Genomic DNA, 24,563 nt, shown 5'->3' with positions numbered 1-24,563 from the left:
CGGTCACGACACCGCGACACTCCGCGTCGCTCACCTCAAGATGCGATTCCTCCCGGGGCTGAAGCCCCGGGGCTCCTCGCAAGAATCCGCTGAATCCAACTCGCCAATCAGGCACGGCTGTCAGCGGCGATACACCTCATTGTGTTAGCCGTTCTTAGTACTCCAGCCGTAGATCGTTATGCGCCCTGGTCTTGGGGCTGTCTGCCACTGGCGGAAACTCAGGTGGCCTCAGCGCACGATCTGGGTAGAGTCGGGCGATGCCCGAGCTGAAGCGGCTGCATGCCGGCCACGCCCCGGCGGTCCTGGCCTTCGAGCTGGCGAACCGCACCTACTTCGCTGCCTCGATCTCCGACCGCGGCGACGACTTCTTCGACCAGTTCACCGACCGGTACAACGCCTCGCTGGCCGAGCAGGAGGCCGGCATCTGCGCCTTCTACGTGCTCGTCGCCGAGGACGCCTCGGTACTCGGCAGGTTCAACCTGTACGACTTGGAGGACGGCACTGCCAGACTCGGCTACCGGGTCGCGGAGCGGGTCGCCGGCCGCGGCGTGGCGACCGCGACCGTCCGGGAGCTGTGCCGGATGGCGACAGCGATGCACGGCCTACTCACACTGCGGGCGGCCACCTCCCACGACAACGCCGCGTCCCAGAAAGTCTTGGCCAAGGCCGGGTTCGTCCCGGTTGGCCCTGCCACCCCGGCCGATCTCGGCGGCAAGTCAGGCACTTGGTACCAGCGCGACCTCCAGCCATAGACCTTGATCTTGCTCGTGGGTCGGCTGCGGGAAGGCTGCGGCCACCGCTGATCATCGGTGTGTGAAGACTAACGATCTTGCGATGGCCGCAGGTCACAGCGTGGACCCTGCTCGCTGGCAGGAAGCGTTCGAGGGCCTGATGAGCCGGATAGCCGGCCGGTTCGCCCGGGTTGAACCCCGGCGTCGGGTACGGGATCTGATGCTGGGGCTGCTGTCGGACCTGCCACGCAAAAACTGTTGGAGCATCGCCGAGTGGGCCGGAGAGGCCACCCCGGACGGCATGCAGCACCTGCTCGGCCGGGCCCGATGGGATGCCGACGCCGTGCGCGATGACGTGCGCGAGTACGTCCTGGAGCATCTGCACGACGAGGGTGCAGTGCTGGTGGTCGACGAGACCGGGGACGTGAAGAAGGGCACGCACACCGTCGGCGTCCAGCGCCAGTACACCGGCACCGCCGGGAGGATCGAAAACGCGCAAGTCGCTGTCTACCTCGTCTACGCGGGACTGCGCGGGCACGCGGCGGTGGACCGGGAGCTGTACATACCGCACTCCTGGACGCGCGACCCAGATCGCTGCCGAGCCGCGGGCCTGGACGAGGACACCGTCTTCGCGACCAAGCCGGAGCTGGCCGCCCGCATGATCGGCCGATTTCGATGCCGGGCACCGCGCCGGCTGGGTCGCCGCGGCAGACGAGGTCTACGGCGGCAACCCAAAGCTGTGCTCCGCGCTGTAAGAGCGCCAGGTCGGCTACGTGCTCGCCGTCGCCTGCTCACATGAAGCCACCACCGGCGCGGGGAAGTTCCGCGCGGATGCCCTGGCCGCGAAGGTGCCGTGCGTCCCATCCGCCCCGAGTCGTTGTGGCACTGGACGCATTCGAGCTGGCACTTTCGGGTCAGGTCCAGCCACAGGAACCGGGGAGTGGCCATCGTCGGCGCTGCCCGTTCGCCGACGCCGCCGCTTGGACATCCTGGCGATGGGACCCGGCCTGGCCCGCGCCTCGCCTGCCGCAGCCCGCCCCGGCCACCGCGAGGGTTGCACCGACAGGGGGCTGAACCGTTGGCTGGACGGTTGCCTCCAGTAGGGGACCGAAGGTTGCACCGAAGGTGGGCCCCCCCCACACCGGACACCGGCCGTTCCCGCAGATCAGCCCCCGTGGGCAAGCCACCGGGAGACGGCGACGCCTCTTCCCCACGCACCAGCCGAGGGGAAGAGGCGTCATCGGTGGCGGGCCGTGCCGCTGCCTTCCACCCGGCCGGTCGGCCACCCGGGTGGCTACGCCGCCCCAACCGACGGGGACCCGCATCGTGGTCGGGCTCATGGATGCACCTCGACCATGGACCCGACCATGCCCCGGCTCACCCGACCATGGCTCCGACCGCGTTGCCGCAGGCCCCGTCCACGGCTGGTCAGCGTGGTGTGGTGGCATCACCGCTGCGCGAGTCGAGCTCGTCGAGGGGGAGATCGGTCCTACTCCGGCATTGCTGACCAGGACGTCGAGCTTCCCGTACCGCTCGCGCGCCAGGGTGACGAGGCCGACCAGGTCCTCGTGTCGTGTCACGTCCGCCCGGGCGGAGACGGCTTCGCCCAGGCGCGTCCGTGATGCGGGCCGACACGGCCTCCAGGCTGTCCATGCTGAGGTCACCGAGCACGACCTTCGCGCCGCGCTCGGCGAGCAGTACCGCGGTTGCCGCGCCGATTCCGCCGCCCGCGCCGGTGATGGCTATGACCTTGCCTTCGATTCCATTCATGGGATTTTCCGTTCGTTTCGGTTGGAAGATTCGTCCAGTCGGCATGCGCCGCGTGAGGTGCTTGATGGCTGGACGGGCTGGGATGTGTCGCACCTCGAAGCGGTGTTCCGCTTGCACGGGTGGCCGGCGCCGCGCCGGGTGCGGCGCCATGGGCAACTCCTGTTGTGCTTCAGGCGCTTTGGGGGACCTTGTTCCGGCTGGGGCGTACCGCCAGCACGGTGACGATGAACGCCAGCAGCGTGAATGCCGCGGTGGTCAGGAATGCCGCGTGTGCGCCGGGTACGAACGCGCCGGGTACGGCGCCTGCGGCGTACACCGAGACGACCACGGCGAGTCCGATCGCGCCGCCGAGCTGTTGGGTGGTCTGGAGCAGACCGGACGCGGATCCGGCGTGCTCGGGCTTGACGTCGCCGACGACCAGGGAGGCCGCGGGCATGAAGGTCAGGCCGGCGGCGACGCCGTTGAGCAGCAGGGGGCCGAAGACGGCCGGGAAGTAGCTGCTGGAGGTGCCGACGTTGCTGAGCCAGGCGAAGCTGCTGGTCAGTCCCAGGGTGCCCAGGATGAGCAGCGGTGCCTGTCCGAAGCGTCCCACTAGGCGGGGGGTGACACGGGAGAGGGCGAAGATGCCGACGGTCATCGGCAGGAATGCGAGGCCGGCCTCCAGGGGGCTGAAGTCGAGTACCTGCTGGACGTACTGGATGACCAGGAAGAACGTCGAGATCTGTGAGCCGAAGACCAGGGTGACGATCGCCAGTCCACTGAGCCTCCGCCGGCTGCGGAGCAGGTACGGCCGAAGGAGTGGGCGGGTGACACGGCGTTCGGTCACGGCCAGCACGGCGAATGCGGGCCGTCGTCGAGTCCGGCGTCAACCCCTACGCGCACAGCGGGGAAATGACGTTGGAAGCACTCACCTCGCTCATGGACGCCAGCGTCACCGCCGGAACGATCCGCTCCGACATCAGCGCGACCGACATGTTCGCAGCCCTGACCGGCATCGCCCTCGCCTCCGGAAAGCCCGACCAACGCGCCCAGGCCGAACGCCTCCTCGACCTCACGCTGGACGGCCTGAGTGCCAACCGAAAGTGACACCGTTACCCGACGCGTCACATCCTGCAGGCCACCAGGCAACGGACCGCCGGATCGTCCCGCAGCGGAGATCCCGCCCATGCCGGCAACACACGCCGCACGCGCCGAGCTATGAGATAGGCCCGAATGTCTGGAGACCGTCCCACTTCGGCTCCGCCGCATTACGACGATCGCCGACAGCTACCGCAGCCACCGTCCGCTTCGGCCAGTTCCACCCGTCCCGGCGAGACCGGTGGGTGTTCGGCGACCGCGACAGCGGCGCCTTCCTCATCAAATTCGCCTGGACCGGCATCGTCCGCCACCAGCTCGTCACGGGCGGAGCGTCCCCGGACGACCCTGCGTTGACCGAGTACTGGCGGGACCGCCGCCGCAGGAAAACGCCGCCGCCGATGGACAAGACGAGTCTCCTCCTGGCGGTGAGGCAGCAAGGGCTCTGTCCTCTCTGCAAGCAGGCGCTGATCGTCGGAGCCGAGTACGAACCGGACAGCCCACGTGAGTGGATCAACTGGTTCGCGGCCTCGAAGAAGATGCTCCACAAGCATCACTTCACCTACCGGCGGGACGGCGGCACGGACGAGCGGAACAACCTTCGCCTCATGCACTCCGAATGCCACCGCCAGCATCACGCTGGCGACGGCGAACGGGCCACATAACCCTGCTGACCTGCGAAGCCCTCGGGGCTTGCTTGAGCCGGATGCGCTGAAAGGTGCACGTCCGGTTCTGAGGGAGCCGAGTCACGGCCACGTGATCCGGCTACCCGACCACACCGCGTGTTGAGCCGACGCACGATAGGCGTCACATAGGCAGGCCTGTTGTCACTCCGATTGGCAGGTCAGCAAACCCGTTCAGTCCTCGGTCCGGTGGGTGACCGGTGCGTCGGTGCGATCGCCGGGGAACTCGTACCAGCGGCGCTGCAGGCACACGAACTCCACGTCGGCGCGTACCAGCCGCATGAACCCGGAGATGGTCTCGGCGAGCCGCTCCTGGGAGCCGGGGTGGGCGAGTCGGCCGTCCTCGGTGAAGCCCTCGTGTGCGCGGGGCAGGCTGAACATGTCGGGGTAGACCCGTGTCCCCAGGTGCTCCAGCGGGACCCGCAGCGCCCACAGGCCGCGGTTGCCGCCGATCATCGACGGGGAGGACGAGAGCAGCAGCGCGTGCTTGGTCTTGAAAGGCTGCGGCCGTACCCGGGAGACCCAGTCGATGGCGTTCTTCAGCAGTCCTGGAACGGAGGCGTTGTACTCGGGCGACGAGATCACGAACGCATCGCAGCGCTTGATCCTTTCGCACAGGGCCAGGGCACCGGCGGGCAGCCCCTCGGAGTCCTCCACATCCCCGTCGTACAGCGGCATGTCGAAATCCCGCATCCTGGCCACGTCGACCTCGGCACCGATTTCGGCGATCAGGTTCGACGCCAGCGAGGCGAGCTGCACGTTGGTGGACCCGGCGCGCAGTGCAGCGCCGAATACCAGGACCCGAACGGGAGCCGGCTGAGCGTCCGTGGTCATCGTGCGGTCCCTTTCGCCGGGCGGTTGTCCGGCATCCAGTTTTCCCCAGCCCGGGTCTGCCGCACGAGACGACACACTGCGGCTCCTGAGCAGTGGACCATTCTCCGACGTTGATTTCCGACGCGAGTTGTCGACACTGCCCACCGGCGGGTTCGTGATCACGGTCCTGAGTGTCGGCAGACGATCGTTTGCCGACACTCGGACTCATTGCCGCGCCCGGTGGGGCGAGGCCATGATGACCACATGAGCCACCCTGCGTTACCCGATCCCGACGCCGCGCGCCGGATGATCAGCGAGGCTGTGCCGGAGTTCGGACCGCGCATCGCCAAGCAGGCGCGCGCTCGTGCGAAGGCCGTGCACCCTTTCCTGGAGCGGGGAAGGCTGCGGCGGTCCACGAGGGAAGCGGTAGACCTCATGGAAGACATCGCCTCGTGGAGCGGCGAGACGTCGTGGATCCTGACGAAATTCATTCATCCTCAGGTCGGCGGATGGGACGGCGGGATCAGCAAGGCGGTCTGGCCAGTGCATAAAGTGCTAGACCAGACAGGGCCGGGGCTCGGGTGGCTTCTGAAGGCTTCGGAGAGCGAGGTGTGGCCGATCCTCAGCGAGCTTCACAAGGGGCTCGTCACGCTCGCGAACAACCTGGGAAGGTCAGTTCCACGCCCGGCCCTGCTCCCGGTTCAACATCCGCCCAAGTTCGCGCGGCTCCGCGAGGACGTGGTTGCGGAGACAGTCGCCGAGCGGCTCGCGGCGCTCATAGACGAGGGCGTCAAGCAGTACGAGGCGGCACGGGCGGGGGGATGGCCTGGCTCAGTGCGGGTGCCTCCGTTCAGCGAGTCCTTCGAACGGGAGTCCGCGTTGAGCGAGCACTTCGAGTCCTCGCTTGCCCCATTCCTCACAGCAGAGGTCTCCCAGCGATATCAGGCGGCGACCTGGGGGTTCGAGGATGTGGAAGTGCTCGCCGGCGGACGTTGGGCAGGCATGAATGATCTGGGGACCAACCCGCAGTATCAGAAGATTGCAGCCGGGATCCATCCGCGCATCCACTCGGCCTATGTTGCGATCGCAGTCAACTACCTTGCGGAGGTGCTGGAACTCATGCCCAAGTATGCGGAGGACTCCGGGCAGGGCAAGCGGCGAGACCCGGTCACCGTCTACGGCAACGTCGGCGCGATCGGTGACGTGCACAACAGCAACGTCTCCGTCGCCGACACGGTCCTCAGCATCGGCACGAGCATCAACACCGTCGCCGACCGTGGAGACACGGACACCGCGGCTGCCATCCGCGCCCTGGCCGAGGCCATCCAGCAAGACCCAGGGCTCGCCGAGACCCTGCGTGCCCAACTCCTTGACAACCTCGCCGACGTCGCCGACGCAGCGGCCGCACCCGACGAACCCCGCAGGCTCAGTCGTGCCAGGGCGGCCATGGCCGCGATCACCGCTGCCGCCGGCACATCGACCCAACTCGCTGAGACTGTCAGCAACTGGCAACACGTCCTGGGCCAACTCTTTTGAGCAGCCGGCCGTGGGAGCCGGCGGCCTGGTCGCACAGCGACCATCTGGCGCCTGAGGGAGCCTACTGCTGGTGCCTACGCACGAGGCGCTCCAGGTCCTTGGCGAAGACCGGGCCGTACCGGTCGGCGGACATCTCGTGAACGCGCTTGGCCAGGATCTCCGCGTCCTCGGCGTCGGCGGCGAACTGGCCGGGCACGGACCCGTCCGGGCCGGAGATGGTCAGCACCTCGGCGGCAGGGCCCGGCCCGACCCCCTGGGAGACCTCATTGAAGGCGTGCAGGAGGCACGCGAGTGAGAGCGCCGCAGCCGGAGAGTCGTCCTGCGCGAAGTCGGCAGTGTCGGCGGCGCTGATCCAGCGTCCGTACTGTTCAGCGGGCATGGCGGGGCTCCGATGCCGGTTGGCAGGCAGGCTGCCACAGCCGCCCCACTCGCAACCGACACCCCCACGCACGCGTCGCACAACACATGGAACGCGAAGGGCTCTTCTCGCAGAGGCGGGAATGGGCCCTTCGTTCAGTGTCGGGTCGTCCAGGGTTAGGCCGAGTGCAGAGCGGGGCCCTGACCCCGAATCCTGGACACGGGTGGCTTTTTGACGTGTCTCGGCAGCAGTTGTTCACCGTCTCGGGAGGTATCCGATTCGGGGCGATGCTGATGTTCACGAGAACGGGATCTGGCTCTCGTTGTGTGGAGCGTGGCGGAGAGTGTGCGAAATCATGGGCGGCGTATGGTCGTTGGCTTCGGCAAGCGCGTACGCGGGCGCATCTCGTTGTGGTGAGTGCACCCGATGCGCCGGCGGTGCGCGCGCACGGGAGGAGACCTGGCCAGCCCTCCCGCGCGCGGGCGAAGGCCGAGGCTGCCGAAGCACTCTTCGCCGGCCAGGTGGGCATCCGCTCCGACCAGGTCACCGGCCGCGCCTGGGGCGAGCGGGGGCGGACCCCGATCGTGCGCCGCAGCGGCAACCGGTTCTGGGTCAACGCGGTGTCTGCGATCAGCACACAGGGGGTCTTCGAAGTTATGCGGTGCGGAGGTGCCCGCGGGCTCGGCGGGTGGTGACGCAGCGTGCGCGTAGTCGCTGGTTTGGTGGTGTTGCGGAAGCCGTAGGCGGCTCGTCCGACGAACGTGATCACGCGGTTGGTCCCTTCGTTCTTGGTGTTGCTGATGCCGGTGTGGGGGAACGCTTCGGTCTCCGGCCACCAGCGGGCGCAGGTGCAGGCGGGCTGGCGGACTTCGGGCAGGTCGGCGCCGCCGAGCCGGCGAGTGCAAGCGGGCTCGTGGTCGTCCATGGCGGCTGCCCGAGATCGGATGCCGATGTGTGTCGGTGGGAGTCCCGTTCACGCCGGTGCGATGCGGAGTAGGTGGAGGGTCTCGTAGGACTCCTGCCCTTCGAGGATGTAGAGCCCGAGCTTGATTCCGCCTAGATGGTCGATGTGGGTGCGATCGTAGAAGGGGCGAAAGGGCACTCGCCGGTTGGCGATGGTGCTTATCTGGAGGTTGAGTTCCTCGGCGAGGCGGTAGGTTTTCGCGAGGTTCGCCAGGGAGGTGTGGACGAGCAGGAGCTGCCCGTCGAGCGCGAGGACGGCCGCCAGGTTTCTCAGGATGTCCTCGATCATCGCCCTCCCATCGGGTCCGGCGAAGTAGGCGTCCGCTGTCGGTCCCGCGGGCGAAGGCATCGGCAGCGACGCCGGATTCGATAGAAGAGTGTCCAGCTTCGCGCGCGGGAGATCGAGGAGGGCCTGAACGTGATGGAGTCCTCCAACGGCGCGAACTCCGTGATCGCCAACGGCAAGGGCGGGGAGATCGCCTCGAACCGGCGCGACGAGCAGGGAATGTTCGTGCTGTGCCTGCGCATTCTCCAGTCCGCGCTGGTCTTCGTGAACACCCTGATGCTCCAGGACATCCTCGGCGAACCGGAGTGGGCCGACCTCCTCACGCCTGCCGACCGGCGCGGTCTGACCCCGCTGTTCTGGTCCCACGTCCGGCCGTACGGGGAGGTGAACCTCGACATGGACGCCCGGCTGAATCTCACCCCAGGTACGGTGCCCGGCCCCCGTGCCACGGCCGCTCTCTTGACGGAACCAGGGACAACTGGGGCGCGTGTCTGATGGAGTGACGTGTTGAAGGCACCGGTGTGGTGCGTGCCCCAGTTCCGGACTGATCTCTCAGAGGGAAGAGCGAGGATGCTGTCGGAGGCAATGACTGCGCTGGCTGCGGCGGGAGGCACTGCGGTGGTGCAGGCCGCAGGCACAGACGCATGGACAGGGATACGCCAGTAGGTGGCTCGTTGGTTCGGCCGGGGCAATCCGCAGCGCGAGCACGCCGAGCTGGAGCGCCTCGATCAGACCGCGGGCGAGCTGGAGGCGGCTCGGTCGGCCGAGGTGGAGCGGGTGCGCATCCGTCAGGAGGCAGCGTGGCAGGGCCGGATCGAGGCCCTGCTGGAAAGTCTGGAGGACATCGAGCGGGCCCGGGTCGCGGATGAGCTGCGCACCCTGCTGGTACAACAGGCCTCCCACAGCAGTGTGTCGGCCGGCCAGAGTGGGCTGGCCGTTGGCGGGGACGTGGACGTCCGCGCCGACCACGGGTCCGCTGCCGCTGTGACCATGGGGAATGTGACACTGGGAAACCCTTCCCAGCCGGGTCCGCACCAGGACTGAGCGCACCCGGTACCGCCTCGGCCGCGCCGACTCACAACATCAGCGGCATCTTCGCCGACCACGGCAGCATCGCCGTCGGCTACGCCGAGCAAGTCCACCACCACGCCCGGCCCCGCACACCGGCCGCCTGGCCGCACCAAGTCGGCGTACTCCCGCCCCGCGCCTTGTCCTTCCAGCACCGGGCCGAGGTCGACCAGTTGCGGACGGCGGTCGACAGCGGGGGTACTGCGGTGCTCAGCCAGGTACTGACCGGGACCGGCGGGGTAGGCAAGACCCAGCTGGCTGCCGACTACGCCCGCACCGCCTGGGACAGCGGCGGGATCGACGTACTGGTGTGGATCAGCGCGAGCAGCCGCTCAGCGATCACGGCCGGCTACGCGCAGGCCGGCGTAGAGGTCCTTGCCGCCGACCCCAGCGACCCGGAGCAGTCCGCGCGGGCGTTCCTGGCCTGGCTGGAGCCCAAAGCCGGCCAGAAGCCGTGCAGGTGGCTGGTCGTACTGGACGACGTCGCGGATCCTGCCGATATACGTGGCTGGTGGCCGCCCGCCAGCCCGCGCGGCCGTGTCCTGGTCACCACGCGCCGCCGCGAGGCCGCCTTGACCGGCGCCGGCCGACGCCGGGTGACCGTGGGCTTGTTCACCCCCCAGGACGCCTCCGCCTACTTCACCGCCGTACTTGCCGCGCACGACCGCCACGAGCCGACCGACCAGATCAACAGCCTCGCCGCGGACCTGGGATATCTGCCTCTCGCCTTGGCCCAGGCCGCCGCCTACATCATCGACGCGGACCTGACCTGTGCCTCCTACCGAGAGCTGCTGGCCGACCGGCTGAGGAAGTTGGCCGACTTGCTGCCGGAGCCCGGCGCGCTACCCGACGACCAGACCGCCACCGTGGCCGCCACCTGGTCCCTGTCCATCGAACGTGCCAACCAGATCCGCCCGGCGGGCCTGGCCCGCCCCATGCTCCAGTTGGCCTCCCTGCTCGACCCCAACGGCATCCCCGCTACGGTCCTCACCAGTCAGCCCGCCCTTGCGCACGTCACCGAGCATCGCACCCCCACCGGCACGGGCAGCACCCACCAGCCGGCGCCGGTCTCGGCCGAGGACGCCGTGCTCGCGCTGCGGGCCCTGCACCGACTCAGCCTCATCGACCTCACGCCCGACGTCGCCCACCGGGCTGTGCGCGTCCACCAGCTCATCCAGCGTGCCACCCGTGACACCCTCACCCCCGACCAGCGCGACCGGCTCGCCCTCACCGCCGCCGACGCCCTGAGCGCCGCCTGGCCCGACGTCGAACGCGACACCGCCCTCGCCCAGGCCCTGCGCGCTAACGCCACCGCCCTCACCCGCACCGCCGAGGAAGCCCTGTACCGGCCCGTCCCCCACGCAGTGCTCTTCCGCACCGGACTTAGCCTTGGGGAAAGCGGCCAGACCGCCGCCGCCCGCGACCATTACCAGCACCTGGCAACCACCGCTCGCGACCGCCTGGGCCCGGAGCACCCCGCCACCCTCAACGCCCGGAACAACTTGGCCCAGTGGCGGGGGGAGGCGGGGGATGCGGCAGGGGCCGCCGCCGCGTTCGAGCAGCTGTTGGACGACGCGCTGCGGGTGCTGGGACCGGACCACCCCGGCACCTTCACCATCCGGAACAACTTGGCCCAGTGGCGGGGGGAGGCGGGGGATGCGGCAGGGGCCGCCGCCGCGTACGAGCAGCTGCTGGATCACGCGCTGCGGGTGCTCGGCCCGGATCACGCTCCGGCGAACTTCTCGCCGTGGTGCGGATCCCACCGCTGCTCGCGCATGGCGACGTTGACGAACTCCGGCAGAGCGAGAAGGACCCTCTCCACCGCGAGGGCGAACCGCGTGTCCTGGTCGTACAGGTGCTGGCGGCCGCCCTCCAGCGAGAACGAGGCCAACCGCCAGTCCGACGCCGCACCTTCTTGGCGATCGACCCGGCCCGCATCCAGCTGTTGAGCGCGGTGACGCCGTAGGCCCACAGGCGATCCGTCAGCCGGCGCATCTCCCGGCCCTCGTAGCCGTCCGCCCGCGCGCGAGCCACCTGCTCCGCGTCCTCCGCCACCCGGCGGACAGACGCCAGCACCGGGTCCTCGTCCTCCAGCATCCCCGTGGTGGATCCCCGTAGCGCCTCCAGGGCCCGGAGCGTGTTGCGAGTAGTCACACTGATTCCTTCAACCATCGTTTTAAGTCTCTGGCGAGGCTTGTATGGAGCGAGGAAGGGAAGGGGCAAGAAGTCCTACCGGCCCTGGAGGCCGCGAACCCGAACCGGGCTCCACGAAGGAGGTAATGGGCCGGGTCGGCCAGCCGGTGATCGACGGGTAGCCCTCGTTCCAGTCGACGCCCGCGCCGGCCGGTGTGTTGACCGCGACCACCGCTGTGGCGACGATCACCTCTTCCGGCAGCACCGCGGCGGAGGGTGCCCCCGCTCCGCGCACCGCCGAGCGGAAGACGGACTCCAGCTTCTCCGTCCGGCACCGCTCGGACAGGGCGTCCAGCTCGTCGAGGGTGTCCTCTGCGGTGTCGTTGTCGAACGGCCCGGGGCCCCAGGTTCCCACGTCACTTCCTCGTCAGTTCCTCGCGGCGATGACGAGGAGCCTCACTCGTAGACCCGAGCCGCCATCACCATGTCTCCGACGAACTTCCAGCTCGGCGATTCGGGAACCTCTTGCCCGTGGTTCGCGAACCACCCGGGGCAGTCGTTCAGCCAGGCGGCCCAGGCCTCGAGGAAGGCGGGGAGGGAGACGTTCTCCCAACCCTCCGGGCTCGCGGTGACGTCCTCGGCGGCCAGGCGCAGGAAGGCCACCAGGTCCTCTCTTGTGCGCACCTCGCGCGCGTTCTCCGCCAGACTCGCCACTATTTGCTGCCCCTCACTATGATCGACGCTCCGTCGTTCTGGGTGGTGAACTTCCACCCCTGGTTCTCCACTTCGGCAGCCGTGGCGCGCTGGAACCGGATATTTACACCGGCCTGCTGGAACACATAGAGCCTGCGGTTGTCGAGGGTGTACTTCTTTCCGTCCCTTTCGAAGATGCGAATGGGGGGAATGTCATCGGCGCTGGTGCGGCCGGCCTTCAGGTCGTCGACGACCTCGGCGACCGACCTCCCGTCGCTGAATTTCGCGCCGATACTATCCTGCGAGAACCGCACGGCCTTGGGCGAGATCGTCCCGTTCGCCGGCAGACCACCCACCGGTCCCGGCTTCGGCGCACCCGGTTTGCCCTTGCTTCCGCCCCCGCCCTTGCCCAGCGGTCCGATGAAGCTGCCGGCCGCCGCGCCGACCCCGGCAGAGTTGGAGTCGGGATTGAACCCGTGTTCCTTGCCCCAGGCCTTGTATTTGTCGGTGAGGCACTCGTCCTGCACGATGCAGGCGGGTGTGAAGAGGGCGCTGACCCAGTCGAGAGCGGTGGTGATGGGCAGGCCGACACCGTAGAGGGCGTTGGCCAGCGGGCCCTTCTGGTTGCTGTTCGCCCAGTTCCGGATCTCCGGGTCGTTGGCCCAGGCGGGGTCGAAGTACGGAGTCGGGGAGATGACCCCGCACAGGCAGTTGTACAGGCTCGTGGTGGTCGTGGTGGTGGTCGTGACGCTGTCGTGGCTGGAGCCGTCGTACTTGTCGGACGCCGGGTCGTTCTCGGCCTTGTAGTCGCCGTACGTGCCGTTGCTGCCCGAGCAGAAGTGCGGGTAGCAGGACTCACGGCCGGTCGGATCCGACTGGGTCACCGGCGTGTTGTTGGCGTAGCTGTAGCCGTTGAGTGACTGGTGCTGGTCGAGCGTGAGCATCGGGTCGACGCTGATGAACCGGCCGATCGACGTGTCGTACTCGCGTGCGCCGACGTGGGTGAGGCCGGTGTCGTCGTCCACGGTCATGCCGAGGAACGCCTTGTCGTCCGTCCAGGTGCCGGTGCCGCCTTCGCGGGTCTCACCGAAGGGCGTGAAGTACCGCTTGGTGACGGCCAGATCGGTGGCGGCCACGGCAAGTGTGGAGGTGCCGTGCGCGTCGTCGGAGAGGAAGGACAGCCTCTCGGTGCCGGACTCGTTGGTGCGTACGGCGATCGTGGTGCCGCTCGCCGTGTAGTACCGCTGGCCCCAGATGTCGCCGGTCGCCGCGTCGTAGTGGACCTCGGTGGCACCGAGGTACAGGACGCTCTCGCCCTTCGCGTTGCGGCGCAGCAACAGGTTGCCGTCGGCGTCGTAGAGGTAGCCGGTGGTGTCGGCGCTCTCGGTCAGCGTGGCGAGCTTGCCCTCGCTGCTCCAGGTCAGACTTTGGGTGGCCGAACCGTCGGGCCGGGTCGTGGTGTTGCCCGTATCGTCGTAGTCGTACTCCTGAGCTGCCGTGAGGCAGTTGCCGCTCATCGTGGTCGACAGGAGGGCGTGGAGCCGCTGGGAGTCGTAGCAGTACGTCTGGGTCGTCGACCCGGTCGCGGTGTGCTCGGTCTCCGTTTGCCGCAGGCCCGCGTCGGAATAGGTGTATGACGTCCAGTACGGCGAGGCCCCGTCGAGGTTGGCCGTGGTGCGGCCGGAGGTGGCGCAGTCGGCCGTCTTCGGGGTCCAGGCCTCGGTCAGTCGGCGGTAACCGTCGTATGCGAAGCACTGGTTGTCGGCCTCACTGGTGCCGCCCAGCGTGGTTGGGTCCGAGATCGACAGGACGTTGCCGGCGTCGTCGTAGCCGTACTGGAGGTCCTGCAGCATGTAGGCGTGCGCCGTGGTCGTCACATGGGACTCGGTGAGGCGATTGGTGCCCTCTTCCCAGGTGTTGGTGACGTACGCCTTCGGGGAGTTGGCGGCCGCGGACGCGCCGAGCGTGAACTGCTCGATCTGACCGAGCGCCGAGTAGGAGGCGCCGAGCAGGTAACTCGACGTTCCGGACACGGTCTTGGGCAGGGCCGAGTCGGTGTAGGTGGTGGATACGTACTCGTCGCCCAGGCCGCCGGCGGCCGGCTCGTAGGAGGAGGCGACGGTGCCGTCGACGTTGTAGTCCTTCTTGAACGTCACCTTGGACGCGATCGCGCCGGAGGTCACCAGCGCGTCGTCGGACGGCAGGCTGAAGGTCGACTCCGTGACCTGGTAGAGGTTGTCGTAGGAGACGACCGCGTCGGTGTACGCCTTGCCCGAGGTGCCGCCCACATAGCGGGTCGTGGAGTCCAACTGGCCCTTGGCCAGGGTGTCGTAGGCGTACGCGGTCAGCTTGTTCGCGTCCGTCTTCGACGTCTGCCACACACCTGTCGTACGGCCGATGCCGTCGTAGGCGTATAGCAGCTTCTGGCCGCGCGCGTCGGTGGTCGTCTCGGTCTGGTCGAGAGCCGTGTAGGTGGTCGTGGCCGTGCCGGTGTCCGGGTCGGTCGCCGAGGTCTGACGGCCGAACAGGTCGTAGCCGTACGACCATTGCTCGCCGTCCGGGCCCGTGACGGTCTTCTTCAGCCCGTCCCGGGTGTAGGTGTAGGCGGTCGACGTATAGGTGCTGCCGGTCGGCGAAGTCCCCGCGTACTCACGGCGTTCGGTCGTCCTGCCCTGGGCGTCGGTGGAGACCCGGGTCGCCGATCCTCCCTCCACGGCTGTCATGGCGGTCGAGTCCCCGGTGTACGAGGTCGTGGTGGACCACTGCTCCACCCCGCCGATCAGGAACGTGGATTTCGTCGCCCGGCCGGCGCCGTCGTAGACGGTCTCGGTCTGGCTGGGCGACTCGCCGTACTCGGCCCGCGTATACGTGCCGTTGGGCTCGCTGGTGGTGTCGTAGATGTCGCTGAACGTCTCGTACGCCAGGCCGCGGGTGTCGTACCGGGTGTCGGTGAGCAGGCGTCCGTCGGTGGCCGCCGGGGACTGGACCTGAAGCTTGCGTAGCAGCGCGTCATAGATCGTGTACGTCGTGTCGTACGACGTGCCGTCCGCCTTCAGGGTGGAGGTCGAGGTCCACGGCGCGGCGTCGTTGCCGACCGAGTACGCGAACTTGCTGTTGGCGCTCTGACCCGCGTCCTTGGAACGGTTGGGCTTCCAGACCCCAGTGAGCCGGCCGAGCGCGTCGTAGGTCAGCTCGGTCTTCTTCAGGTTGACGTCGTAGATCTTGACCGACTGACCGGTGGCCGGGTCCGCGTAGGTGTACGCCGACTGCCCGGCCGCGTTGGTGACCTTGGTACGGGTCAGCGGACCGGCGGCGGTGGGGGTGTAGACGTTGGTCGTGGTGTTGCCAGCCGCGTCGGCGGCCGTGAGGACCCGGCCGAGCGTGTCGTAGGTCGACTTGGCGGTGGTCTGCCAGGTGCTGGGGTGGCGTTCGCCGCTGGTGGCCGAGGCCGGGTAGGCGGTGGCGCGGCCCTCCCAGTTCGCGTCGCCCTTGGTCGGGGTCTGGGACGTTGTCCAGGCGGTGGCGGAGGTGCTGTCGTAGACGGTCGCCTTGTCGGAGAGGACGTCCCCGCGGGTGTCGCTGTTCGTGGGCAGCGACAGGTCGGTCTCGGCGGCGGAGCAGACCCGGCCGACCGTACGGGTGCGGGACACCAGGGAGTTGATGCCGAGGGAGTCGTTGCGCGCGTACCAGGTGCGCGTGCAGGTCTGGTCGTCGTCGACGGCCGTGTCGCCGTTGTCCTGGACCGTGACCGCCATGCCGTAGTCGTCGTACGTCGTCTCCGAGGAGGCGGTACGCCAACTCGACGTGCCCGTCAGATAGGTGTACGTGGCGGTTTTCTGTGTGCGGACGAAGTAGGCCTCGGTGTCGGCGTAACTCTTGTGCTGTGTGGCCGACTTGGACTTCCATGGGTCGTTGACCGTGACCGAGACGGGTGTCGATCCGTCGTAGGTGATCTGCTCGCGCAGGAACCCGGCGTACGGGTCGGAGTCCGTGACGTCGGCCACCGTGAGGCCGCTCGGCTCGATGCCCGCCTCGGTGACCGAGCGGGTGCCCGAGGACGTCTTGTCGTCGTCCATGCCCAGCAGGTACAGCGACACCGACTTGGACTGCGTGACATCCGAACTGCCCGTGTACGCCGTCACCTTGCGGTAGCCGCGCCACTGCGACCAAGTGCGCTCGTCGGAGGAGGTCAGCGGGTCGTCGTTGTAGTGCCAGCCCGGGCCGGAGTAGTCGTAGGAGTGGTAGACCGCCTCGTTCTGCCCCGTCGGGTCGGCCTCGAACACCGCCGTGACCCGGTACTTGTGGAACCAGTCGATCGACGCCTCGGTCGCCCCGTTGATGTGCCAGTACAACGGGTAGCAGGACAGACTGTTGTCGTCCTCGTCGGCGGGCATGTTCGAGCCGCGCACACACTCCGGCTCCGAGAACGTCACGTCCGTGATCGCACCGGTCTCGGACGTGATCGTCTCGATGCGGGGGCGGGTCAGCGGGAGGATGTCGTCGGTGGCGTCGACCCGGTTCTCCCGCATCTGGTACGTGAAGGTGACCGGGTCCAGCGAGATGTCGTCGCCGTTCTTGCCCGTGTACGTCACGGACTTGAGGACCAGGGTCTGGTCGGAGGTGTCGCCGATGTCACCGCCGTCGAGGAACGCCTGGGTCAGCTTCCACGAGTCCACGGCCGTGTACGCGCTGCTCGACGTCGACCACACGTAGGTGTCGACGGAGGTGAGGCGCTTGCGGGTGAAGAAGGCCGGGGAGGCGTTCTCCTCGCAGTCGGCGTCCGCCGCGCAGATCGCGTCGAAGGGCACGTCCGGCCAGTTGTCGGAGGTGTCGTCGGTCAGGTCCGAGCAGTCGTCGGCGGTGCAGCGCTCGCTGTAGTCGAAGGTGATCTTGCCGGAGGCGTCCGCGGTGAACAGGGTGCTGGAACGCTGCCCGTAGAGGATCTTCGTCAGGTAGCCGCCGCGCGTGTAGGTCGCGGTGGCGGTCGAAGCGCCGTTCCTGGCATAGGAGTTGGACTCCTTGGTGTACCAGTACGTCATCGCGTTGCCGTGCGTGTCCTCGACATAGTCGAGGTTCCACCGCCAGGCCTGCGTGCAGTACGACGACGCGAAGGTGGAGTCGTAGCACGGCTCGCCGTCGTCGTCGCCGAACACCGGGGCCGTCCACACCGAGTTGGTGCGCTCGTCCCCCGCGCCGCTCAGCTTGTTGAGACCGAAGACGTACTTGGTGCCGTCGCCGGTGACGACCGTCCAGTACTCGCCGTTGTTGTCGCCGTTGTCGGCATCGGTGGAGTGCGTGACCGTGGACGCGTCGTCGTCCTTGAGCCGCCACTCACCGCTGGTGTCGTCCTTGACCAGCTCGGTCGACTTGCCGTTCAGGACCAGGGAAGCGTTGTCATACTTCCAGCACTGGTCGTACTTCTCGTCGTGCCCGTCCTCGTCACAACTGCCGTAACTGCGGTCGATGTAGGAGGACGTCAGGTCGAAGCCCTCACCGACCTGGGTGGCCTGGTTGTTCGTCGACGCCGTCTTGCCGTCCACGCTGCCCGAGTCGTACGACAGCGACAGGGTGGGCACGGGGCCCGCGGCGGCCGGCGGTACCTCCATGTCGTACGACCAGGTGAACGAGCCGGAGGAACCGCCCGCCGACCAGGTCGACGAGGGCGACAGCGGGGAGGCCGTGTAGTCGCCGGAGCCGGACGCGGACTCACCGGAGGTGGCCGTCACGGCGAGGACCGTCGCCTCGGCGGTGCTCGCCTCACGCACGAGCTGGGTGGACACGCCTGCGTCGCCGGTCAGTTCGACCGTCGCCGACAGCTCCTGGGACTTGATGTCGTTGCTGGAGTCGAGCGGCGTCTGCGTACGGCACTTCGCCTTCTCCGGCGTCGTCAGCGCACACGCCGGCAACTCCACCAGGCGGAGGCGACCCGACCAGCCGCCGCCATAGACGGAGGCGAACTCGCCGTAATCCAGGGAGACTGCGGCATCGCCCGCGCCGGACACAGTCAGCAGGACACCGGTGACGCCGGCCGCTTTCGTCGCCTTTCGTGACAGCACCTCGACGGTGGCCGACGCTGCCGAGTCCTTCTGCGGGGTGAGCGTGACGGGGAGTCCGCCCGGTGCGGCCTTGGCCCGGCCGCCGGTCAGGTCCAGCGAGGCCTCGCCGGCCTTCGGCCACGCGGCGTCCTGCTCGGCACGGGCCCACTTGGCCTGGGCCTGGTTCTCGGCCTTTCCGTCCGCGACCTTCGCCCGGGCCTTCTTTGCGCCGAGGCCGGTGACCTCCTGGACCTTGCTGACCCGCTCCTTCTGGGTGGCGAGCCGCCCCAGCGGGTCCGCGTCGGCGGCGAAGGCCACCGGGGTCAGCAGTGAGGCCACCAGAGTCGCGGTGACGGCGACCAGTCCACCCCGTTGTCTCGATGATGTGCTCATGCCATTACCCACGTCGTCGCCCTCACCCCGTAGCACCTGAAAAGATCAAGGAGTTGTTGCCATGGGGCTGCCGGGCGACGGCGCGCAACACCGTCGCTCAGCAGCCGTTGTCCGTCTATTCGCCGAGCAGTGAGCTGATCTGGTCGGTGTCTGAAGCCGCCCCGGCCCACAACCGCAGCTCGCTCACCGCCCCCGGCAGCCAGTGCCCCCAGGCGCCGGCGGTGTAGCCGTTGCCCACGGCCAGGGCCTCCGCCCCGAAGTCCGTCGCATAGGACACGGTCGTGTACTGCAGGTTGTCGTTGAGGTACAGGGCCACCGTGCTGTTCTGTGCGTTGTAGACGCCGGTGATCCGGACGTCGCCGCTGTCGGTGGTGGCCTCCTCGCTGACCTGCGAGGTGAAGGTGCCGTCGTCGTTGTAGCGGCCGAAGTGCCATAGGCCGGTGGCGACGGTCTTCTCCACGATGTCGCCGTCGCTGGTCTCGACGGCGACCGTCGACTTTCCGGTCACCTCGAAGAAGATGCCCCAGTTGGACGTAGAGTCCTTGTCACGCTTGCCGACCACCTGGGCGACGTAGCCCGTGCCCTTCGCGGCGAGCGCCTCCAGGTCGGGACTGACCACGGTCGTCACGGTGAACGAACCCGTGTCGTCCACGGCTCCGTCCGAGGAGGCCGCGTCGTCCGTGCCGTCCAGCACGATCGCCTCGCCGTCCGTGGCACCGCCACCGGAGACGGTCAGGGTCCGCCCGTAGCCGGAGGCGTCCGTCAGTGTCGTGGCTCCGGCGGCGGCCGTGGACGCGTCCCAGTCCGCGGTCAGCTCGGCGTACTGGTCACCCGTCGTCGGGTTCAGCGCACGCGAATCCCGGGCGATCTCGGAGAAGCTCAGCGCCCGCTGCCACACCTTCACCTCGTCCACGCTGCCGTCCAGGGGGTACTGGTACACCCCGTCCAACAGCCCACGCCCGATCTGCAGGTTCCCCGAGGAACTCCAGCCGCCGGCGGCCGTCTTCTCGATGTACCACTCGCCGTTGACGATCAGTCGCATCGTCTTGGTGGTGGCGTTGTTGACGAAGGTGAGATGCGTCCACCTGTTCGCGGCCGTGGGCGCGGCCATGTAGGAATAGGAGGCGGTGGCGGAGCTGTCGTCCGAACTGACCGTGGCCATGCCCCACCTGCCGGTGGTGGCGTTGTAGAGCACATAGAACGGGCTGTGGAGCGAGCCGCTCTGGGCGAGGAGCACTTGCGGCTTGGTGAGGTCGTCGAGGCGCACCCAAGCCGACACGGTGTAGCTACCACTGGTGTCGAGCACCGCACCGTCCGTGGCCGCGTACCCCGAACTGCCGTCCAGGAGAAGGCTCATGTCCTCCACACCGGTGTCCGCGTCCGTGCCCCGGCGTCCGCGACCGTCACGCGAGGCTCCGGAGGCCGACAGCACGAGCGTATCCTCGTCCGCGTCCACGCCGGTGCCGTAGTCCACCGCGGACCCGGACGCCTCGTCGAAGTGATACTCGGCCTGCGGTGCCTCACCGTCGGACACCTTGAAGTCGATCAGGTTCTGCGCACCCCAGCGGCCCAGGCTGTCCTTGGCCCGCGCGTACAGCCGGTACGTGCCTTCCGCGTCCGGGGTCACCGACGTGGTCACCTTGCTGCCGCTGATCGCGGACGACCAGGCCGTGTCCGTGGACAGCTTGTACTGGTAGGCCACGTTCTCGTCCCCGTCCGCCGCGGTGAACGTGAACGACGCCGCGATCCCCGGACCACCCGCCGAGGCACAGGCGTTCGCCGTGCACTCCGAGTACGGTGACGCGATCGCGATCGTCGGCTTCAACGGACGCGTCGGGTCCACCTGGAAGTAACACCACCCGGTGGTGGAGGCGTTCGAGGAGCCGGACAGCCAACTGTCACCGTCGTTGTAGTACGAGCGGGTCCACGCCCGGTACCGGTACAGCACGTCCTCGCTCAGCGTGGACCAGGTGATCGTGACCTTCTTGCCGTCACCGACGTAGCCGTCGCCTTCGGCGGGGCGCAGATTGCCGTTTCCGGCCGTGGCGTCCGACCAGGTGTCGTCGTCGCTGTCCTGCTTGTCGATGTCGAAGTAGACCCGCAGGCTGGCGTCGGACTCGCCGCCCGACTTGGTCTGCGCGGTCGCCGCCAGCGACGGCGTCGGGTCGGAGACGATCGCCGGGTCACCCGAGTCCGTCTCACAGACCGTGCCCTCGCCCGTGACGATGCCGATCCCGGTCGGCGTCGCGGGCAGTCCGACGAACTTCACCGACAGTACGGCGTCGTTCATGAACCGCTTCCAGGAGTTCGGGTCGGACTCGTCCGTCGCGCGCAGCATCAGCGGGAGGCGGGAATACTTGCCGGCGGCGAAGTTCTTCACCGTGGAGGTGAGGTTCTCGTTCGTCTCCTCCGCGTTGTCGTTGAACTCGATCGCCGCGTTGGGCTGCGAGGGGTCACAGGCGCTGCCTCGGCCGGCGGAGACGTATCGGTCGACCATCAGGTCCAGGGAGGTCGGGCCGGGCCAGTCGGAGGAGGACGAGATCCCGTTCGTGCGGGTCAGGTTCACCCACGAAGCGGTGCACGACATCGACCACGTCTCCGTGACCCGGAAGGTCGCGTCCAGCACCTGCTTGCCCTTGAGCGAGGTGGGTGAGAACTCGAAGTACAGGCGCTGCTTGTAACCCGAGCCGCAGTAGTACGAGTAGCCGCCGGTGACATAGGTACCGCAGTACCCCATGCCCTTGCCCTCGTCGTCATCGCCGTTGGTCCAGGCGTAGTCGGCGTAGCCGTCACTGCGCAGCAGGGTGCGCTCCGCTTCGGACCAGGTGACGGTGGGGTCGATGTAGAGCGGGTAGGTGGCGTTCTCGATCAGGTCCGCGTCCGGGGTGAGGGAGAGCTCGTCATCGGAGACGTCGAGCGGCAGGAGCGCGATCGCGGAGCCGTCGGAGGGGCCGTCCGAACCGTCGGCCGTCGAGGCGCCGTCCTCGGTCTCCTCGGCTGCGTCGGCCTCCTCGCTCTCCTCGCTCTCCGCAGTCATCAACTGCGCGCTGTCGGAGGCCTGTTCGGCATCGCCTGCCGAGTCCCACATCTGCGCCTGCGGCGAGCGGAAGACGGACACACCGTCGCCGTCCACCGCCTGCATCCCACCGGTCGTGGTCTCCTGGACGTCCAGACCGGACGTGTCCAGCGCGAACGACACCTCGGCCAGCTTCTCGCTCGCCGCCGCCTCCGCTGTCTTGACGATCAGCACCTCACGGAAGCCCTCGACGGACGCCGTCAGCTTCAGATCCACGCCGGGCAGGACCTCGCTGTACAGCGCGGAATCCCCGTCCAGGGTCGGCTCCGGCAGCTCACCGGGCCACCCCAGCGACAGCGATCGCCCGTCCCGCGCCACGGACACCAGGTCCGAGCCGTCCCCGCCCCCGGAGAACGACAGGCCGACGGCGGCCGCCTTCGGCCCGACCGACCCGTCCGAGCGCACCTCCAGCGTGGCATCGGGGGTGGTCCATCCGTTCCCGTCCTTCACCCGCACCGGAACCGCGGAGTCCTCCAGAGTGAAGGACACCCCGTCCGGGTTCGCATACGTCGTCGCGTACTCGGTGCGCAGCTCAGGCACTTCCACCTGAGCACCGGTCGCCGCGGCCGACACGAGCGCGTCCTGCGCCGCCTTCGTGGACTCCGAGCTTCCGTCGTTCGCCGAGGCCTCGGCCTTCGACATCGGCTCCGACTTCTGCGCCGACGCCATCGACCGCGCCGCCTCGACCGCCCCGGCGTCCAGGAGGTCCGTATCGGCCGCGAAGGCCGTGCCTCCCGCCTGAACCCCACCACACATCAATGCCGTTGACACGAGCAACGCGCTCAGCGCACGCCACACCCCACCCCGGATCACAAGCCCCGCCCCATCCCCAAGATCGCACAGCTTGACCGAGGGGGACCGTAGGGCTACTCGCAGCATCAGGCAAGAGCTCACCTGTCTCAACTGCCCCGAAAATTAAAGAACTTGACCGGAAAATTCCTCTACACAGGTTTCCCTCAGCATTGCCATCCAGGACAATTCGCACCCGCACAGAGGGAGGGGGTGGCGGCGGTACCAAGCACATTCCGGCGGGGCAGGTGACGTTGGCGGGGCAGATCTCCGCCCCGCCAACAGGCACGCATACTCACGCATGCGCGAGGGCATGAAGCCATGGACGATCGTCGCGAGCGGAGCCCCGTTCCACGAGGACCTCTTGGTGCGGACGGATGCAGCCTCGGTGGAAGCCTGCTTGGAGGTCTGCCTTCCCCGATTGCGCGCATTTGGCCTGGTCCTCCCGGAGTCCGGAGCATGAGCGAGGGCCACGTCCTGATCCAGCTTCCCGAGGGATCCTGGTGGAACTGGGACGTTGTGGAGTGGAACGCGGGCCGGTTGCGCCTGGGTGCCGGGCACGACATCTCGTACGCCCATCACTTGGAACTGGTCTTCGCCGACCCGGTCTTGGTCAGGTGCCCGGCCAGCTTCCACCATCCTGTCTTCCGTGCACCGACGCCGGACGAGGTGCGGCTGGTCGCCAATCAGGTCGGGGAGACGCCCCCTGTCATCCTTGCCTTCGAAGCGGACGCGGGCGGCCCGGATCGGGCCCCCTGCCTGATCGCTGCCGGGCAGCTCGACATCGTCCAGGGCACCGTCTTCCGCTACTGGCGCGAGCTGGCCGCTGGGGAACGCCTCGCGCCTTGGGTGCAGCCTCCCGTGGCCTGATCGGCCGTGATCCATGCGGCGACCGTTTCGGTAGCTTCCAACGGAAGCGGAAATGCAAGTGCCTCATCGTGATGCCGATCTCGAATTTTGGCTCTGGCCGCAGTTGTCACGCTCGCCCGGTAGGCGGATCGCGGCGGGACAACGCGAAGCCCCAGCTGGTCGGGGGAGGCCAGCCGGGGCAGGAGGCGAAGTGCGGAGGGCGGTCGCTGTCGACGGTCGCGTAATTCGGCTCTGTCGGAGATCTTGTGATGCGGCCTGCCCCGGCGCACGGCTTCGGCATCGCCGTCACCGGATGGACCCTGCTCCGCAGATACCGCCGCCGCGACCACGAGCACGCCGACCTCACCGAACTGTCGCAGCTCCTGCGCCGCCTCTACGTTCAGACACAGACCCTCGCCGACCAGGACGGCGCCGCGACCGCCGCAGACCTCGCGACCCTGCGGACCATGCAGTACGAGCTGGGATGCGCACCCACACCCTCTGACCCAGACCTCAACACCACGCTCGCGAACGTCACTTCGCGCCTGGAAGCCCTCTTCACCACTGCCATTCCGACGGCGGCAGGCCCCGGAACGCTCAAGCAGACCCGGCAGCAAGGCGGAGCCACCCGCGAGGTCCTCACCGCCGTCAAGGAGGCGCAGGCCCTCGTCGAGCGTCTGCGGGGCCGCTGAAGGACGGGTTCTTCGGGTGGTGGGAGCAGTTCGGGCGGGCTTTGCTGGAGGACCCCGCCAAGCAGCGGTACGGCGCTGAGCTGTGCGAGCTGGCGGGACTGCCGTCGGGCACGATCTATCCGATCCTTGCCCGGCTGGAGCAGGCCGGCTGGGTGGATAGCAGATGGGAGGACCCGGCCGTGCACGAAACGGCCGGACGTCCGCGTCGCGACTTCTACCGCATCACACACGACGGCGCAGTGCAGGCCCGCGACGCTCTCGCGCGCGCCTACAGGTCCAGGAAACAGCCCCTGCCCGGATGGGCTGCCGCCCGCCCCGCCGCCGACGGAGGCGCATCATGAAGACCCGAAGGCGTTAACCCCCCTCGCGGTGCAGAGCGCAACGCCCACCCTGGACAGCATCCTCGCTGAGCCTCCGCCAACTTGAATCCACAGGTCAAAGGGCTGGTGTGCTCGTTTGTCGGCGTGCTCGCGCTGGTTGTGAGCGGCAGTCTGAGGAGTAGATCATCTGGCGGAGTTGTCTCGGGTGAACCTTCCCCTTGATCGTGGACACCTGGAGACTGGGACATGAGGTTCCAGAGGAAGTAGTGCCAGGTGGGAAGCAAGAGCAACCGCAGCAGGC

19 protein-coding genes and 3 pseudogenes are annotated in these 24,563 nt (G+C 68.2%); 12 read left to right on the top strand and 10 right to left on the bottom strand.

Annotated features, from left to right (window positions below):
- Window positions 1–257 precede the first annotated feature (257 nt).
- Window positions 258–752 (top strand): GNAT family N-acetyltransferase, encoded by a 495-nt coding sequence (locus ACZ4WS_RS47390; protein WP_467990363.1) that lies wholly within the window; start codon window positions 258–260, stop codon window positions 750–752.
- 82 nt (window positions 753–834) lie between these two features.
- A pseudogene (locus ACZ4WS_RS47385) lies at window positions 835–1,585 on the top strand (IS701 family transposase); the annotation flags it as partial.
- Between the two features lie 621 nt (window positions 1,586–2,206).
- On the opposite strand, the pseudogene ACZ4WS_RS47380 reads toward ACZ4WS_RS47385, so the two are convergent.
- Window positions 2,207–2,501: pseudogene (locus ACZ4WS_RS47380) on the bottom strand (SDR family NAD(P)-dependent oxidoreductase); the annotation flags it as partial.
- 169 nt (window positions 2,502–2,670) lie between these two features.
- Window positions 2,671–3,327, bottom strand: a complete 657-nt coding sequence (locus ACZ4WS_RS47375) for an MFS transporter (RefSeq protein ID WP_467990361.1) — start codon at window positions 3,325–3,327, stop codon at window positions 2,671–2,673.
- Between the two features lie 14 nt (window positions 3,328–3,341).
- Here ACZ4WS_RS47375 and ACZ4WS_RS47370 point away from each other — a divergent pair, with 14 nt between their 5' ends.
- Complete coding sequence (locus ACZ4WS_RS47370) at window positions 3,342–3,587, top strand: SbtR family transcriptional regulator (RefSeq protein WP_467990358.1); 246 nt, start codon at window positions 3,342–3,344, stop codon at window positions 3,585–3,587.
- A 236-nt stretch (window positions 3,588–3,823) separates the two neighbouring features.
- Window positions 3,824–4,240, top strand: coding sequence for an HNH endonuclease (locus ACZ4WS_RS47365; protein WP_467990356.1), 417 nt, complete (start codon window positions 3,824–3,826; stop codon window positions 4,238–4,240).
- A gap of 192 nt (window positions 4,241–4,432) precedes the next feature.
- Here ACZ4WS_RS47365 and ACZ4WS_RS47360 read toward each other — a convergent pair whose 3' ends face one another.
- Complete coding sequence (locus ACZ4WS_RS47360; protein ID WP_467990354.1) at window positions 4,433–5,092, bottom strand: NADPH-dependent FMN reductase; 660 nt, start codon at window positions 5,090–5,092, stop codon at window positions 4,433–4,435.
- A gap of 243 nt (window positions 5,093–5,335) precedes the next feature.
- Here ACZ4WS_RS47360 and ACZ4WS_RS47355 point away from each other — a divergent pair, with 243 nt between their 5' ends.
- Window positions 5,336–6,607 carry a hypothetical protein gene (locus ACZ4WS_RS47355; RefSeq protein WP_467990352.1) on the top strand — a complete coding sequence of 424 codons (1,272 nt, stop codon included), beginning with the start codon at window positions 5,336–5,338 and terminating at the stop codon, window positions 6,605–6,607.
- A gap of 61 nt (window positions 6,608–6,668) precedes the next feature.
- Here ACZ4WS_RS47355 and ACZ4WS_RS47350 read toward each other — a convergent pair whose 3' ends face one another.
- A complete protein-coding gene (locus tag ACZ4WS_RS47350; protein WP_467990350.1) occupies window positions 6,669–6,986 on the bottom strand; it encodes a hypothetical protein in 318 nt (105 codons plus the stop codon).
- Window positions 6,987–7,378: 392 nt separating this feature from the next.
- On the opposite strand from ACZ4WS_RS47350, the gene ACZ4WS_RS47345 reads away from it, so the two are divergent.
- Complete coding sequence (locus tag ACZ4WS_RS47345) at window positions 7,379–7,660, top strand: hypothetical protein (protein ID WP_467990367.1); 282 nt, start codon at window positions 7,379–7,381, stop codon at window positions 7,658–7,660.
- Window positions 7,661–7,698: 38 nt separating this feature from the next.
- Here the strand turns inward: ACZ4WS_RS47345 and ACZ4WS_RS47340 are convergent.
- Window positions 7,699–7,890 (bottom strand): annotated as a pseudogene (locus tag ACZ4WS_RS47340) (transposase); the annotation flags it as partial.
- Between the two features lie 48 nt (window positions 7,891–7,938).
- A complete protein-coding gene (locus ACZ4WS_RS47335) occupies window positions 7,939–8,217 on the bottom strand; it encodes a hypothetical protein (RefSeq protein ID WP_467990348.1) in 279 nt (92 codons plus the stop codon).
- A 132-nt stretch (window positions 8,218–8,349) separates the two neighbouring features.
- Here ACZ4WS_RS47335 and ACZ4WS_RS47330 point away from each other — a divergent pair, with 132 nt between their 5' ends.
- The 3 genes from ACZ4WS_RS47330 (at window position 8,350) to ACZ4WS_RS47320 (ending at window position 11,231) form a co-directional block, all read left to right on the top strand.
- Entirely contained in the window at window positions 8,350–8,709 is a 360-nt protein-coding gene (locus tag ACZ4WS_RS47330; protein WP_467990365.1) for a Tn3 family transposase, read from the top strand.
- A gap of 171 nt (window positions 8,710–8,880) precedes the next feature.
- Window positions 8,881–9,258: a hypothetical protein gene (locus ACZ4WS_RS47325; protein WP_467990347.1), complete on the top strand. Its 378-nt coding sequence runs from the start codon at window positions 8,881–8,883 to the stop codon at window positions 9,256–9,258.
- 164 nt (window positions 9,259–9,422) lie between these two features.
- Window positions 9,423–11,231 carry a tetratricopeptide repeat protein gene (locus ACZ4WS_RS47320; protein WP_467990344.1) on the top strand — a complete coding sequence of 603 codons (1,809 nt, stop codon included), beginning with the start codon at window positions 9,423–9,425 and terminating at the stop codon, window positions 11,229–11,231.
- A gap of 227 nt (window positions 11,232–11,458) precedes the next feature.
- Here ACZ4WS_RS47320 and ACZ4WS_RS47315 read toward each other — a convergent pair whose 3' ends face one another.
- The 4 genes from ACZ4WS_RS47315 to ACZ4WS_RS47300 form a co-directional block, all read right to left on the bottom strand.
- Window positions 11,459–11,830 carry a DUF4259 domain-containing protein gene (locus ACZ4WS_RS47315; RefSeq protein WP_467990342.1) on the bottom strand — a complete coding sequence of 124 codons (372 nt, stop codon included), beginning with the start codon at window positions 11,828–11,830 and terminating at the stop codon, window positions 11,459–11,461.
- 41 nt (window positions 11,831–11,871) lie between these two features.
- The gene (locus ACZ4WS_RS47310) at window positions 11,872–12,129 is read right to left on the bottom strand and encodes a DUF7660 family protein (RefSeq protein ID WP_467990340.1); all 258 of its coding nucleotides are present in this window, start codon (window positions 12,127–12,129) and stop codon (window positions 11,872–11,874) included.
- Window positions 12,129–18,536 carry an RHS repeat-associated core domain-containing protein gene (locus ACZ4WS_RS47305; protein WP_467990338.1) on the bottom strand — a complete coding sequence of 2,136 codons (6,408 nt, stop codon included), beginning with the start codon at window positions 18,534–18,536 and terminating at the stop codon, window positions 12,129–12,131. The genes ACZ4WS_RS47310 and ACZ4WS_RS47305 overlap by 1 nt, the downstream gene beginning before the upstream one ends.
- A 115-nt stretch (window positions 18,537–18,651) precedes the next feature.
- Window positions 18,652–22,383, bottom strand: coding sequence for a LamG-like jellyroll fold domain-containing protein (locus ACZ4WS_RS47300; protein WP_467990337.1), 3,732 nt, complete (start codon window positions 22,381–22,383; stop codon window positions 18,652–18,654).
- Between the two features lie 477 nt (window positions 22,384–22,860).
- Here ACZ4WS_RS47300 and ACZ4WS_RS47295 point away from each other — a divergent pair, with 477 nt between their 5' ends.
- The 3 genes from ACZ4WS_RS47295 (at window position 22,861) to ACZ4WS_RS47285 (ending at window position 24,283) form a co-directional block, all read left to right on the top strand.
- Complete coding sequence (locus ACZ4WS_RS47295; RefSeq protein ID WP_467990336.1) at window positions 22,861–23,271, top strand: hypothetical protein; 411 nt, start codon at window positions 22,861–22,863, stop codon at window positions 23,269–23,271.
- 248 nt (window positions 23,272–23,519) lie between these two features.
- The gene (locus tag ACZ4WS_RS47290) at window positions 23,520–23,942 is read left to right on the top strand and encodes a hypothetical protein (protein ID WP_467990335.1); all 423 of its coding nucleotides are present in this window, start codon (window positions 23,520–23,522) and stop codon (window positions 23,940–23,942) included.
- A gap of 41 nt (window positions 23,943–23,983) precedes the next feature.
- Entirely contained in the window at window positions 23,984–24,283 is a 300-nt protein-coding gene (locus tag ACZ4WS_RS47285) for a PadR family transcriptional regulator (protein ID WP_467990333.1), read from the top strand.
- The last annotated feature ends 280 nt before the right edge of the window (window positions 24,284–24,563 follow it).

It is taken from the genome of Streptomyces sp. NPDC029292, from assembly GCF_055569295.1.
This window is presented reverse-complemented; position numbering and strand designations above follow the sequence as displayed.